13 protein-coding genes are annotated in these 12305 nt (G+C 67.1%); 7 read left to right on the forward strand and 6 right to left on the reverse strand.

The genetic code is table 11. The features are described from left to right. Positions 1–159: 159 nt before the first annotated feature. The 3 genes from Q8K49_RS06275 to Q8K49_RS06285 all read left to right on the forward strand — a co-directional run bounded on the left by Q8K49_RS06275 (position 160) and on the right by Q8K49_RS06285 (position 3375). Complete coding sequence (locus Q8K49_RS06275) at positions 160–738, forward strand: TMEM165/GDT1 family protein (protein WP_305305165.1); 579 nt, start codon at positions 160–162, stop codon at positions 736–738. Between the two features lie 35 nt (positions 739–773). After that, complete coding sequence (locus Q8K49_RS06280; protein ID WP_305304884.1) at positions 774–1136, forward strand: VanZ family protein; 363 nt, start codon at positions 774–776, stop codon at positions 1134–1136. 154 nt (positions 1137–1290) lie between these two features. Further along, positions 1291–3375, forward strand: coding sequence for an ATP-binding protein (locus Q8K49_RS06285; protein WP_305304885.1), 2085 nt, complete (start codon positions 1291–1293; stop codon positions 3373–3375). 4 nt (positions 3376–3379) lie between these two features. Here the strand turns inward: Q8K49_RS06285 and Q8K49_RS06290 are convergent, their stop codons facing one another. After that, complete coding sequence (locus Q8K49_RS06290; protein WP_370867737.1) at positions 3380–3784, reverse strand: hypothetical protein; 405 nt, start codon at positions 3782–3784, stop codon at positions 3380–3382. A gap of 250 nt (positions 3785–4034) precedes the next feature. On the opposite strand from Q8K49_RS06290, the gene Q8K49_RS06295 reads away from it, so the two are divergent. Then, on the forward strand, positions 4035–5078 hold the full coding sequence (locus tag Q8K49_RS06295) for a ribonucleotide-diphosphate reductase subunit beta (RefSeq protein ID WP_305304886.1): 1044 nt from the start codon (positions 4035–4037) through the stop codon (positions 5076–5078). Between the two features lie 130 nt (positions 5079–5208). On the opposite strand, the gene Q8K49_RS06300 is transcribed toward Q8K49_RS06295, so the two are convergent. The 5 genes from Q8K49_RS06300 to Q8K49_RS06320 all read right to left on the reverse strand — a co-directional run bounded on the left by Q8K49_RS06300 (position 5209) and on the right by Q8K49_RS06320 (position 9703). Beyond that, positions 5209–5967, reverse strand: coding sequence for a molybdopterin-dependent oxidoreductase (locus Q8K49_RS06300; protein WP_305304887.1), 759 nt, complete (start codon positions 5965–5967; stop codon positions 5209–5211). Next, the gene (locus Q8K49_RS06305; RefSeq protein ID WP_305304888.1) at positions 5964–6776 is read right to left on the reverse strand and encodes a cytochrome b/b6 domain-containing protein; all 813 of its coding nucleotides are present in this window, start codon (positions 6774–6776) and stop codon (positions 5964–5966) included. The genes Q8K49_RS06300 and Q8K49_RS06305 overlap by 4 nt, the downstream gene beginning before the upstream one ends. Positions 6777–6889: 113 nt before the next feature. After that, positions 6890–7384, reverse strand: coding sequence for a cell wall hydrolase (locus tag Q8K49_RS06310; RefSeq protein WP_305304889.1), 495 nt, complete (start codon positions 7382–7384; stop codon positions 6890–6892). A gap of 92 nt (positions 7385–7476) precedes the next feature. After that, positions 7477–8940 (reverse strand): sensor histidine kinase, encoded by a 1464-nt coding sequence (locus Q8K49_RS06315; RefSeq protein WP_305304890.1) that lies wholly within the window; start codon positions 8938–8940, stop codon positions 7477–7479. 40 nt (positions 8941–8980) lie between these two features. Next, on the reverse strand, positions 8981–9703 hold the full coding sequence (locus Q8K49_RS06320) for a TVP38/TMEM64 family protein (protein WP_305304891.1): 723 nt from the start codon (positions 9701–9703) through the stop codon (positions 8981–8983). A 118-nt stretch (positions 9704–9821) separates the two neighbouring features. On the opposite strand from Q8K49_RS06320, the gene rpmH reads away from it, so the two are divergent. The 3 genes from rpmH to yidC all read left to right on the forward strand — a co-directional run bounded on the left by rpmH (position 9822) and on the right by yidC (position 12304). Then, a complete protein-coding gene (rpmH, locus tag Q8K49_RS06325) occupies positions 9822–9956 on the forward strand; it encodes a 50S ribosomal protein L34 (RefSeq protein ID WP_003164000.1) in 135 nt (44 codons plus the stop codon). 135 nt (positions 9957–10091) lie between these two features. After that, complete coding sequence (gene rnpA / locus Q8K49_RS06330; RefSeq protein ID WP_305304892.1) at positions 10092–10493, forward strand: ribonuclease P protein component; 402 nt, start codon at positions 10092–10094, stop codon at positions 10491–10493. 5 nt (positions 10494–10498) lie between these two features. Then, positions 10499–12304, forward strand: coding sequence for a membrane protein insertase YidC (yidC, locus tag Q8K49_RS06335; protein ID WP_305304893.1), 1806 nt, complete (start codon positions 10499–10501; stop codon positions 12302–12304). Position 12305: the final 1 nt, after the last annotated feature.

A 12305-nucleotide genomic window follows, 5' to 3' on the forward strand; every position in this document is an offset into this window, starting at 1 on the left:
ACTTGAGGGCGCGTTCCTCAAGCAGCGAGCGCCCGCGGCGCGAGCGATAGGACCCCAAGACATCACGGCAAGACCGCTGGCTTCGCAGGGTGCTTCCACGCGGGGGCCGGCTGCGGATGCCAATGGTCTGTCCGCCGAACCCCCGCGAACGATGATGTCCTGCCCGACCTTACCTGGAACGCCTTCCTGATCTCGACCGGCCTCGTCTCCCTCGCGGAGATCGGCGACAAGACCATGCTGTTGGCCATCATGCTGGCGGCGGCGTGGCGGCGGCCCTTGCCGATCCTGCTGGGCATATTCGCCGCGACCTTGGCCAACCACGCCTTCGCGGCGCTGGCGGGATCGGTGCTGGCGCGCTTCATGGACGGCGACTGGGTGCGCTGGGGCGTCGGCGTGGCCTTCCTCGGCTTCGCGGCCTGGGCCCTGATCCCTGATCGGTTCGACGAGGCGCCGGACCAGACGGAAAAGACCTTCGCCGGCGTCTTTTGGACCACCACCGCCGCCTTTTTCCTGATTGAGATGGGCGACAAGACCCAGGTCGCCACGGCGATGCTGGCGGCGCAGTTCCAGAACCTGCCGCTTGTGGTGGCCGGCTCGACCCTGGGGATGATGCTGGTCAACGGCCCCGCCGTTCTGCTGGGCGAGACGGCGGCGAAGCGGCTGCCGCTGGCATGGATCCGACTGGCCGCGGCCGCCGGGTTTGCTGCGACCGGGGTTTGGGTACTGCTCGCGGGCTGATAGAAGCGGCCTCTCCCCGGAAAGCCCTGAACCGTATGCGTACCTTCTTCCGTCTCGTCGCCGCCGTCGTGCTCCTGGTTTTGATGGGCCTGTTGCTCTCGCCCGGCGGGGCCATCGATTCCGAGCGGTTGATCTGGGACAAGGCGGCGCATTTCATCGCCTTCGGCCTGATCCTGTGGAGCCTCGGCGTGCTGTTCCGGCGCCTGCCGCGGACCTGGGCGGCGCTGCTGGCGATCGCGCTCGGGGCCGCCGTCGAGGTGGTGCAGCGCTACATCGGTCGCGATCCCAGCTGGGGCGACCTTCTCGCCGACACCGTGGGCGTGGCGACTGCGCTGCTGCTGTGGGTCATTTGGCGTCGTTTCCGGCCGCGCGAGGCGTTTCAGGCCTCCAACGCCTGACAGGATGGGCCGCACATCACGGCGCCCGATTTGTTTACGCCTTCCCCTTAACCGTGCTGGATTGAGTATGGCCGGAGGAAACCGGTTGCGGGGTCATTGGCGTCTTTTCAGGCATGAGGCAGGTCGCGTTGCGGGCCCGCCGGCCTGGGTCTATGTGCTGCTCTTTGCTGCATCGCAGCTGATCGGCCACTGGAGCGTGGCGACCTATGGTACGGTCGTCGTCTGGCTGTCGAACGGCATCATGGCCGCGGCGTTGCTGCAACTGCACCGCCGCCCGGCCGTCGCGGTGCTGACCGCCTGTTTCACCATCAATCTGTTCAGCAATCTGTTGCGGGGCGACCCCGGCGTCCTGATGTGGGTGAACGCCCTGCTGAACCTGGGCCAGGCGGCATTGGCCGCCCTTCTGGCCCGGCGGGTGTGCGGCGCGGCCCTGGACATGCGCCGGCCGCGGCGGCTGTTGGCGTTTGGTCTGTACGCCGCGGCGCCCACGGTGACGGTGGCCACCTTCGTCGGCTACGGCCTCGTGCTGCTGATCCGCCAGAGCGAACTGACGACCGTCGTGCTGTTCAACCTCTATTCCTTCTTCATCGTCGAGTTCCTCGGTCTGCTGCTGGTCACGCCGATCCTCCTGCTGGTGGCGCGCGCCCACCGGTTCGAGGGCATGACCCGAGCGCAAGCGCCCGAGGCCATCGGCCTGTTCGGGCTGATGCTGGTCGTGACGACGGCAGTCTTCTGGCAGGACGACCTGTCTGTGGCCTATCTGACATTCCCGCCCATGCTGTTGATGGCCTTGCGGCTGTCGCCGACAAAGAGCGCGGTCGCACTGATCCTGCTGGCTGCCATCACCGGCACAGCGACCCTGACGGGCCATGGCCCCGTGCATTTGACCCGGCTGGCTGAGGTTCCGGGTCTGGAGGCGGTTTCGCCCATGCTGCGTCGGCTGGGCATCTACAATCTGTACCTGCTAGCCATGGTTGCGACCGTACTGCCGATCTCGACGGTGATGACGGAACGCCGCCAGCTTGAGACCCGTCTGCGGGCCCGCACCCTTGCGGCCCAGGAGGCCCGGCGAACAGCCGAGGATGCGGCGGCGGCCCGCTCCCGCTTCCTGGCCATGATGAGCCACGAAATGCGCACGCCTCTGAACGGCGTGGCCGGCTTCGCCGATGTTCTGGCCGGACGGCCGGGGCTGGATGCTGAGGCCGTCCGCCAGGCCCGTCAGATAAAGGAGTCCAGCGACGGCCTGCTGATGCTGGTCGAGGATATCCTCGACTTCGCCCGCGGCGACGACACCCTGACAAACGAGCCGCTCGACCTCGCCGCTGTGGCTCGCAAGACGGTCGCGACCAGCCTCGCCGCCGCCGAGGCGCGTGGGCTGAAACTGACCATTGACGACCGGCTGCCGGCCCAGGCCCGCTTCACCGCCGACCGGCGCGCCCTGCGCCAGGCCCTGCATCCGCTGGTCGCCAATGCGGTCAAATTCACCGAGCGCGGCGAGGTCGTGGTGCGGCTGGATCGCGCCGGCGACGGCGTCTGCATCCGGGTCTCGGACACCGGCTGCGGCATTGAGCCGTCGGTCCTGCCCGAGCTGTTCGAGGCCTTCGCCCAGGGCGACGCCTCGATCCGGCGCAATCATTCGGGCGTCGGGCTCGGTCTGGCTCTGGCGGCCCGCCATGTGCGCCGCATGGGCGGGCGGATCGACGTCGACAGCCGCGTCGGCGAGGGCTCGACCTTCATCCTCCACCTCCCGTTCGAGCGCGCCGCCGACGCCATCGAGGATATAACTCCGGCGGTGGAAACCGCGCCCCCCATCGAGGAGTCCGACCGCGCGCCCTGCGTGCTGGTCGTCGACGACCATCCGGTCAATCGCGAGGTCGCCCGCATCATGCTGGAGGCTTTCGGCTGCGAGGTGGTGGAGGTTTGCGACGGGCAACAGGCGCTCAATGCTGTGGCGGAACAGCTCTTCGATCTGGTGCTGATGGATGTCCGGATGCCGATCATGGACGGGCTGGAGGCCACGCGCCGCATCCGGGCCATCCCGGACACGGGGGAGGCCCTGTCCATCGTGGCCATGACCGCCGACGCCATGCCCGAGGATGTCACCCGCTGCCTCGCCGCCGGCATGAACGCCCACATGGCCAAGCCGATCAATCAGGCCGGCCTGCTGTCGATGGTGAACCGGGCCTTGTCCGGCGACCTTCCGGCCGCCCGCGTGACCCTTGAGGCCGAGGCGGCCTGAAACTCTAGCTGCCGTATCGACCCACCAGCGGAAACCGCTCGGCCCAGAAGGCCGTCAGCTCGGGCAGGGCGTCGACGCGCCGCATGAGCTCGCCCATGCGCGGGGCGACCTCATGGAATCGCTTGCGGTGCGGCGTCCAGCGGCTGACCACCGACACATACAGGTCCAGAACCGTCAGCTCTGCGCCAAGAGGGAAACGCCCCGGCGTGATCCGGCTTTCCATCGCCGCCCGGCAGTCGGCGACGCGTTCGGCGGTGCGGACCTTGATCATCTCCTGGGCGGCGAGATCATCGCCCGGCAGTCGAGACGGCTCGTCCCGCACCCAGAACATCGAATAGACCACCGCCGGGACGAAGGTCATCCAGCGCAGGAACTGCGCCCGCCGCGGATCGCAGGGCTCGGGCGCCAAGCGCCGGTCAGGCTAACGCGTCACCCGACCGTCCGCGCCCAAGACCGGCCCGGTCCGCCATAGGGAGGGCTTGGGTTTGTCCCCAGCGGCGTCCCCAGCTGAGTCCGGTTTACCTACCACATCTAGCGGTCGCGGAAAAAGTGATCGCAATATAGCCGCATTTCGGCTTGGCGCCGGGCGCGTGCGACCGCATGGTGAATGCATCCCCCGGATTCGCCGCCAGAGTCCTGTACCCAGAGCCCCAGTACCGATGAACGCGCACGCCTCGATCAAGCCCACCACGCCCGGCCTGCTCACCGCCTCGGCGGCCTACAAGCCGTTCCGCTACCCGTGGGCGTTCGACATGTGGAAGAAGCAACAGCAGGTCCACTGGATGCCCGAAGAGGTGCCGCTGGGCGAGGACATGAAGGACTGGGCGGTCAATCTGACGCCGTCCGAGCGCAACCTGCTGACCCAGATTTTCCGCTTCTTCACCCAGGCGGATATCGAGGTCCAGGACAACTACATGGAAAAATACGGTCGGGTGTTCAAACCGACCGAGGTCAAGATGATGCTGGCCTCCTTCGCCAACATGGAGACCATCCACATCGCGGCCTACGCCCTGCTGCTCGAGACCATCGGCATGCCCGAGAGCGAGTTCGGGGCCTTCATGGAATACGAGGCCATGCGCGACAAGCATGACTTCATGGGCAGGTTCGGGGTCGAGACCAACGGCGACATCGCCCGGACGCTGGCCATGTTCGGCGGCTTCTCCGAAGGGCTTCAGCTGTTCGCCTCGTTCGCCATGCTGATGAATTTCCCCCGCCAGAACAAGATGAAGGGCATGGGCCAGATCGTCAGCTGGTCGGTCCGCGACGAGAGCCTGCATTGCGACGGCATCATCAAACTGTACCACGCCTTCAACAAGGAGACCGGGGCCGTCACGCCCCAGGTCGCCGACGACATCGTCGAATGCTGCAAGACCGTGGTCGAGATGGAGGACCGCTTCATCGACCTGGCCTTCGAGATGGGGCCGGTCAACGGCATGACGCCGGACGACATCAAACAGTATATCCGCTTCATCGCCGACTGGCGCCTGCGCCAGCTGCACCTCCCGGAGGTGTACGGCGTCAAGGAGAACCCGCTACCTTGGTTGCAGTCGATGCTGTCGGGTGTCGAACACGCCAATTTCTTCGAGGCCCGCGCCACCGAATACTCCAAGGCCGCCACCACCGGCGCCTGGCACGGCGCCGAGGGCGTCTGGGGCAGTTTCGACGCCATGATGCAGAAGCGGAAAGAGGGCGCGGAGGCCTGATGGGCCGGATGAGGGTCGGCTGGCTGAGGCGGCGAAGACGCCCCCGGACAGGCGACCCTCACCCTTTCGCCTTCACCGATCGCTCCACTCTCGGAGGTTCAAGCCCTGTCTCAACGGGAGAGGGAGTGTCTCATATCCCCGCGAACCACTCGTAGCCCCGATCTTCCCAATAGCCGCCCTTGCCGCCGCCGAGGTGGGCGAAGCTCTCCACGGCCTCGATTCGCCGGATGTATTTGGCGTGTTTGTAGCCTAGCTGCCGTTCGACCCGCAGGCGCAGGGGCGCGCCGTGCGGGACCGGCAGGGTCTCGCCATTCATCACATAGGCCAGGATTGTCTGGGGGTGCCGGGCGTCAACCAGGTCGATGCTCTCGTAATAGCGCTCTCCATCCTCCTGCTGATCGAGGGCGTCGAAACAGTGGAAGACGATGTAGCGCGCCTCGGGCTTCAGCCCGGCCTCGTCGAGCAAGGTCTCAAGCCGAACGCCGGTCCATTCGGCGATCGAGGTCCAGCCCTCGACGCAGTCGTGTTTGGTGATCTGGCTCTGCGAGGGGCGGGTGCGCAGTTCCCTCAGGCTCAGCGAGAGGGGTCTTTCGACCAGACCGTCGATGACCAGCCGGTAGGCGGCGAAGCCATCGGCCTTGAGCGCCTTGTAGTCCGCGGCCGCCGGATCGACCGAGCCGTTGGCGCGGAAGTCGGGGGAGATCTCGGCCCGGCTGTACGTCGGAGCCAGGGCGTCCCGCGGGATCAGCAGACGTTGCGCTCGCCGCGTCAGACCCTCGCCCATCCGCCGCGCCTGTTCGGCGAGACTGGTCCCGGCCTGGCCGCAGGCGGCGAGCATGGCGGTGGCGGCCGTGGCGAGGGCGCCGGTTAACCAGCGGCGACGGTTCATGGCGTGTCTCCCGCACCGGCCCGTGGTTTGCGCCGAAGTTTCGGCCCCGCCGTGGAGCCCGGCGGCTCTATGACGAACCAGCCGGTGATCATTGAGCGCATGTTGTTGAACAGGCCGGTCCAGATAACCAGGCCGACATGGATGAGGATGAAGCCGACGATCAGCCCCGCCGAGATGAAATGCAATGTCCGCGCCGACTGCCGCCCGCCCATGATCTCCAGCAGCACCCCGCCGACGGCGTTGAAGCCGGGCGACATCGACAGGCCGGTGACCAGCATCATCGGCAGGACGAGCAGGATCATGGCCAGATAGGTCAGCTTCTGGATGACGTTGTAGGTCCGGGCGTGGTCGTCGGTCGGGAAGTGGAAGCGGGCGTGCTCCACGACTGAGGGTCCGATGCCCCTCAGATCTGCACCCGTCGGCCAGAGGCGGCGGCCGAATCTGCGGCTGATCAGGCCGAAGATCAGATAGGCCAGGCCATTCAGGACAAAGACCCAGGCGAACAGGAAATGCCAGTTGCGCGCTTCGGCCAGATTGCGGCCCTGCGGGATCAGCAGCCAGTCCGGCGGGGTCGGTGTGCTGAGCCATGGGTCGGCGAAGGTTGAGCGGACGCCCCAGTACAGATGCGGATGCGCCAGCAGGATGTTGAGCCCGCTCATGATCAGCACAACGACGGCCACGACGTTCAGCCAATGCGCCAGCCTGACCCATGCGGGGTGTCGCCAGACATCGGTGCGGCCCCCGGACAAGGGGCGATCCGCGCGCGGCTTCGGAGGCTCTGTCGGAGGCTCGGGGATGCTGTCGGTCATGGTCATCCCCGGGCCTGCGCCGTTCGGGCCGAACGGTCTCACGACCGTGGGCGGGGCGCAACGCCGCCGACCGCGACGACGACCGGTCGGGCCGGAAGGTTACAGGCCGTGCTTCAGTATTTCGGCGCGGAGGGCAGGCATCGACCGGTGCGTTGGCAGGCGGCCATCTCCGCCTCCCAGGCGGCGCGCTCGCGTTCATAACGAAGACGGGCGGCCTCGGCGGCAGCTGCGTCGGCCTCCCACTGCGCACGCTGCGTCTCCAACCGGGCGGTCTCCGCGCGCCAGCGGGAGTCCTCCGCTTGCCAAGCGGCGGCCGCCTCGACTTCACGACGTTCGGCGGCATCGTTGCGGGCGGCGATCCCGACATTCAGGCGAATGGTCTCGGCGACCTCGGTCGGATCTTGCTCGGCCTCCGGGGCGGCGCTGTAGCTTTCGCCGCGCAACCGCAGCCACTCCTCGGAGCCCGGCGTCGGGCCGGCGGACGGCGCAGCGGGCGCGGGGGTCTGTCCCTTCGTCTGAGGCCCGCCTTGGGGCGCGGTCGTCTGGGCGACGACCGGCGCGGCGACCAGCAGCAGGGTGGCCACGGCAGCCAGGGTGAAACGGGTCATGCAGGGCCTCCTGAACAGAAATGCATACGGCGAAGCTGGGTGGTTTCGTGCGGTTCCGCCAGCGATAACGCCGGTCGGGCGATTTGGTCCCTTCAGTGTGGCAGACGCAGGGCGAAGGTCGTGCCCATCGGCCCGGTCTCGACCAGGGTCAGGGCGCCGCCGTGGCTGGCCGCCAGTTCACGCGAGATGGCCAGCCCCAATCCGGCGCCTTCCGAAGCCCGGCCGCTGACGAAGGGCTCGAACAGGCTTTCCGACAGGCGCGGCGGAATGCCGGGGCCGTCGTCCGCGATGTGAATGACGCAGTCGCTGTCCTCGGTCAGGGCGGTCACGCGGACCACGCCCTTGCGGCCCGTGCGGCGGGTCGGGTCGCTCTCGATGGCCTGACGGGCGTTGCGCATCAGATTGACCAGCACGCGGTGCAACTGGTCGGCGTCTGCCTGGATGCTCAGTCGCGCCGGAATGGATTTCGTGAGGCGGACGCCTTCCGCCGTCAGTCCCGCGTCCTCGGCCGCCGCTGCGATGGCCGGCGCCAGCGGGATGCGGACCCGCTGCGGCGGCGGCTCCTCGCTCTTGCCGTACTCCAGCACATTGCGCGACAGGGCGGCGGCGCGGCCCAGCGCCCGCTCGAGCCGCGGCAGGACCCGAGCGACCTCGGGGTCGGGCGAATCGGCTAACCGCTCGGACGCCATCTGGGCCGAGGTCAGCATGTTGCGCAGGTCGTGATTGATCTTGGCTACCGCCTCGCCCAGCGCGACCAGACGGGCGCGGGAACGCAGCGAGACGCGCACCTCCTCCTGCATCCGGGCCAGCTCGCGCTCGACCCGTCCAATCTCATCGTGCCGATCGCTGGGTGGATCGCCCTCGGTCTCCGGATCGAGGGCGAAATGCTCGATCGAGCGGGTGACCCGCCGCAGCGGTTGCAGCACCAGAAAGGCCAGGCCGCCGTACAGCAGTCCGCCGGCCACAAGCGAGATCAGCAGCGACATCAACAGGCTGTTGAGCAGGAAGACGCCCAGCTCGGCCTTCAGTGGTTCGGCGGGCGCCAGAATCTCGATGAAGTCGCCGGAGCGGTAGCGCGGCCGGGCCTGAACCCGAATGGATCGGTCAGGGTGCCCGGTCAGGGTGCGCCAGGGATCCGCGATCCGGTTCACCGGTCGGCTCTGGCGCAGGTCGATCAGGTCCGGCGTTCGGGGCAGGTTGGGGGCCTGCAGCAGCAGCCGGCGCACCCCCTGGTCGCCGACCACCACCGCCTGCACCCCGCCGATAGCCAGCAGCTGCTCAGCGGCGTCATCCTCGACCGCCGAATAGGGCAGGGCCTCGACCCCCACCGAGGCCAGCTCCGCCGATTGCAACCGGTCCAGCAGCCAGCGCTCGTGGAAGCTGGCCGCGCTGGGGACGATGATCAGAATCTCGACCACCACGGTGAAGATGAAGGTCAGCAGCAGCAGCCGCCAGGCCAGAGCGTCGGGCGCATGGATTTTCGCCCGCTCGCGCCAGTCGGCGGGCATGCGCAGGGCCTGCCGGACGTCGCTCAGCAAGGGCCGGAAACGGTTCATACGCCGCTTAACGCAAAGCTCGGGCCAAAAGCTGCGCCGTTCATGCCGCCGCCTTTCGCCCCAACGCCTTCTGCAGGCCTTTCAGCCCGAACGGCAGGACGACCGCCAGGACGAAAACGCCGGCCATTGGGGCCCAGAACTGGCCGAACAGCGCCTGGAAGTCCGGATTGGGGTTGGTCTGGAGCAGCTCGTTCAGTCGCGCGCCGATCCAGCAGTAGATGATGTGGGCCGGCAGCAGGCCAATGACCGTGGCGACTGTATAGGGCGTCAGCCGCACCGACATTATGCCAGCGGCGACGTTGATCATATGGAATGGCACGACCACGGCGAGCCGTGTGGCCAGGACATACCAGAACGTATCCTTGTCGATGGCCTGACAAACCTTCTGCATCAGGCCCCGGTCACGTTCGGCCTTGTTTCTCAGGGCTTGGCCAAGCGCGGAACGGGCCACGGCATAGACGATAAGGGCGCCCACGGTGGCCGCGATCGAGGTCGAGACGCCGCCGACCCATGGACCGAACAAATAGCCGGCGGTGATGGTGACGAAAAAGACTCCCGGCACCACGCTGGCGGTCAGGACGGCGAACACCGCCATCAGGATCAGCAGGCACAGAAGGTAGTTGGCGTCCTTGAAGGCATGGAATTCCGCCCCGTGATCGCGGATGGTGTCCAGCGAGAGGTAGCGGTTCCAGCCCATGGCGAAGATCAGGGCGATGACGCCGGCCAGCAAAATCAGGGGCAGAAAGCGTTTGATCCGGTTCATTGTCTCTCCGCAGAGGGGCCGTCGGCGTTGACACCGCGGGCCCTGCCGCTTATACGCCCGCCCTTCCCGCGACGGACGCTTTCCGCCGCCTTTTTGTTTTCAGTCCCAGGAGCCGAACGTGAAGCGGACCTATCAGCCGTCGCGACTCGTGCGCAAGCGCCGTCACGGCTTCCGTTCGCGGATGGCTACCAAGAACGGACAGAAGATTGTTGCGCGGCGCCGCGCCAAGGGCCGCAAGCGCCTGACGGCCTGATCTTTTCCAGTCCTCCCCCGTCGGGGGAGGGGGACCATGCGAAGCATGGTGGAGGGGGCCGGACCCGAAAGCCTGTGGATGGGATTCGCCCCCTCCGCCGCTTCGCGGTCCCCCTCCCCCAACGGGGGAGGAATAATGAGCGACCCTTTCAAAATCGAACGCCTGACTTCGCGGCCCCAGTTTCTGGCGGCCGCGAAGGGCGTTTCAGAGGCCCGGGGCGCGGTGGTCGTGCAGCGGCTCGACCGCCAGGACGGCGTCGAGACCGTGCGGCTGGGCTTCACCGCCACGCGCAAGGTCGGAAACGCCGTCATCCGCAACCGCGCCAAACGCCGTCTGAGAGAAGCCGCCCGGGCCACGGCGCCCCTGTTGGCGGTCCCCGGCAGCGACTATGTCTTCATCGCCCGCATGGGGACGGCGGACCGTCCCTGGGACCGTTTGCTTGACGATGTGAAATCGGCGCTTACAAGGCTCGCGACCCCGCGGCCGGCGCCCAAGACTGCGCCCACAACGCCCGCAACCGCCGGCCAGGATTCCTGATCTCCATGCCTCCACACGACAACAGCCGAAACACGATCCTTTTTGTCGTGATCGCGGCCATCATGCTGATCGCCTACAGCTTCTTCGTGATGGAGCCCCAGGCCGCGAGGCGGAAGGCCGCCCAGCAGGCCGCGGCTGAGCAGACCGCAGCCGGTCCGGCCGCCGGGACGACGACCGCATCGCCCGTCGCCACCGTCTTCACCGAGGACCGCACGGTGGCCTTGGCCCGCGGCGGCGCCCGGGTGCCGATCCAGAGCGGGACGGTGACGGGCTCGCTGTCGCTGCGCGGCGCGCGCATCGATGACCTGTTCCTGACCGGCTATCAGGAAACCAATGCGGCGGACTCGCCGCCGGTTGAGCTGTTCCGCCCCGAGGGCATGCGTCACGCCTACTACGCCCAGTTTGGCTGGAGCGGCCCCAACGTGACCGGCGGGGTGCCGGGTGGTGACACGCCGTGGCGCCTGACCGACGGCTCCACGCTGACGCCGACGACGCCCGTGACCTTGACCTGGGACAACGGCGCTGGCCTGCGATTCACGCGTAAGATCAGCATCGACGCCCAGTATTTGTTCACCGTCACCGACACCGTCGCCAACTTCAGCGCCCAGGCGGTGACCATCGCGCCGGGCGCCAAGGTCGAGCGTCAGGGCGTGCCCGACCTTCTCGGCCGCAACCAGATCCTGCATGAGGGCGGCATCGGCACCTTCGGCGCGGACGGCGCCTACTCAACCGAGCAGCTGAAATACAAGGCCTGGGCCAAGAAGCCGGTGCAGGAGCACACCTCGACCGGCGGCTGGATGGGCATCACCGACAAATACTGGCTGGCGGCCCTGATCCCGCAGCAGGACGAACAGATCGAGGCGGTTTTCCGCGTCACGGACGCCGCCCATGGGGACGTCCATTCGGCCACCATGCTGGGCGAGGCCCACACCATCGCGCCCGGTCGCCAGATCACCGAGACCCAGCGCCTGTTCGCCGGCGCCAAGCGCAACGAGATCCTGGCCGGCTATGAGAAGAGTCTCGGCCTGCCGCGTTTCATCTACGCCATCGACTGGGGCATCCTGTTCTTCCTGACCCGCCCGATCTTCATGCTGGTCGAATTCTACTACGGCATCCTGGGCAATTTCGGCCTGGCCATCCTGGCCCTGACCCTGACCGTCCGCCTGATCATGTTCCCGCTGGCCAACAAGAGCTACGAGAGCATGTCCAAGATGCGGACCCTCCAGCCCAGGATGGAGGAGCTGAAGAAGAAGCACCCCGACGATCCGGCGAAACAGCAGCAGGAGCTGATGGCGCTGTATCAGAAGGAGAAGATCAATCCGCTGGCGGGCTGCCTGCCCCTGCTGCTGCAGATCCCGGTCTTCTACTCCGTATACAAGATGCTGTTCGTGACCATCGAGATGCGGCACGAGCCCTTCTTCGGCTGGATCCGCGACCTGTCGGCGCCCGACCCGTCGACGATCTGGAACCTGTTCGGCCTGATTCCCTGGGACCCGTCCTCGGCGCCGCTGATCGGAACCTATCTGGCCGGCACCTTTGCGCTCAGCGTCCTGGCGATATTCTACGGCCTGACCATGTGGCTGCAGATGGCGATGAGCCCGCCGGCGCCGGATCCGATGCAGCGCCGCATCTTCCAGTTCATGCCGATCGTCTTCACCTTCATCATGGCCACCTTCCCGGCGGGCCTGCTGATCTACTGGGCCTGGTCCAACATCCTGACCATCATCCAGCAGTATGTGATCATGCATCGTCTGAAGGCCGAGAACCCGATCGACACCTTCATCGAGCGGATCAGGAAGGCGAAGGCCTGAG

This window comes from Brevundimonas sp., from assembly GCF_030682035.1.
In the GTDB taxonomy this organism is placed as follows: Bacteria; Pseudomonadota; Alphaproteobacteria; order Caulobacterales; family Caulobacteraceae; genus Brevundimonas.

Coding starts and splice junctions, on each gene's coding strand:
- rnpA (WP_305304892.1), top strand. CDS start 10,092: ATGAGCGACCCTTTCAAAATCGAACGCCTGACTTCGCGGCCCCAGTTT.
- Q8K49_RS06320 (WP_305304891.1), bottom strand. CDS start 9,703: ATGAACCGGATCAAACGCTTTCTGCCCCTGATTTTGCTGGCCGGCGTC.
- Q8K49_RS06305 (WP_305304888.1), bottom strand. CDS start 6,776: ATGACCGACAGCATCCCCGAGCCTCCGACAGAGCCTCCGAAGCCGCGC.
- Q8K49_RS06280 (WP_305304884.1), top strand. CDS start 774: ATGCGTACCTTCTTCCGTCTCGTCGCCGCCGTCGTGCTCCTGGTTTTG.
- Q8K49_RS06315 (WP_305304890.1), bottom strand. CDS start 8,940: ATGAACCGTTTCCGGCCCTTGCTGAGCGACGTCCGGCAGGCCCTGCGC.
- Q8K49_RS06310 (WP_305304889.1), bottom strand. CDS start 7,384: ATGACCCGTTTCACCCTGGCTGCCGTGGCCACCCTGCTGCTGGTCGCC.
- Q8K49_RS06300 (WP_305304887.1), bottom strand. CDS start 5,967: ATGAACCGTCGCCGCTGGTTAACCGGCGCCCTCGCCACGGCCGCCACC.
- Q8K49_RS06295 (WP_305304886.1), top strand. CDS start 4,035: ATGAACGCGCACGCCTCGATCAAGCCCACCACGCCCGGCCTGCTCACC.
- yidC (WP_305304893.1), top strand. CDS start 10,499: ATGCCTCCACACGACAACAGCCGAAACACGATCCTTTTTGTCGTGATC.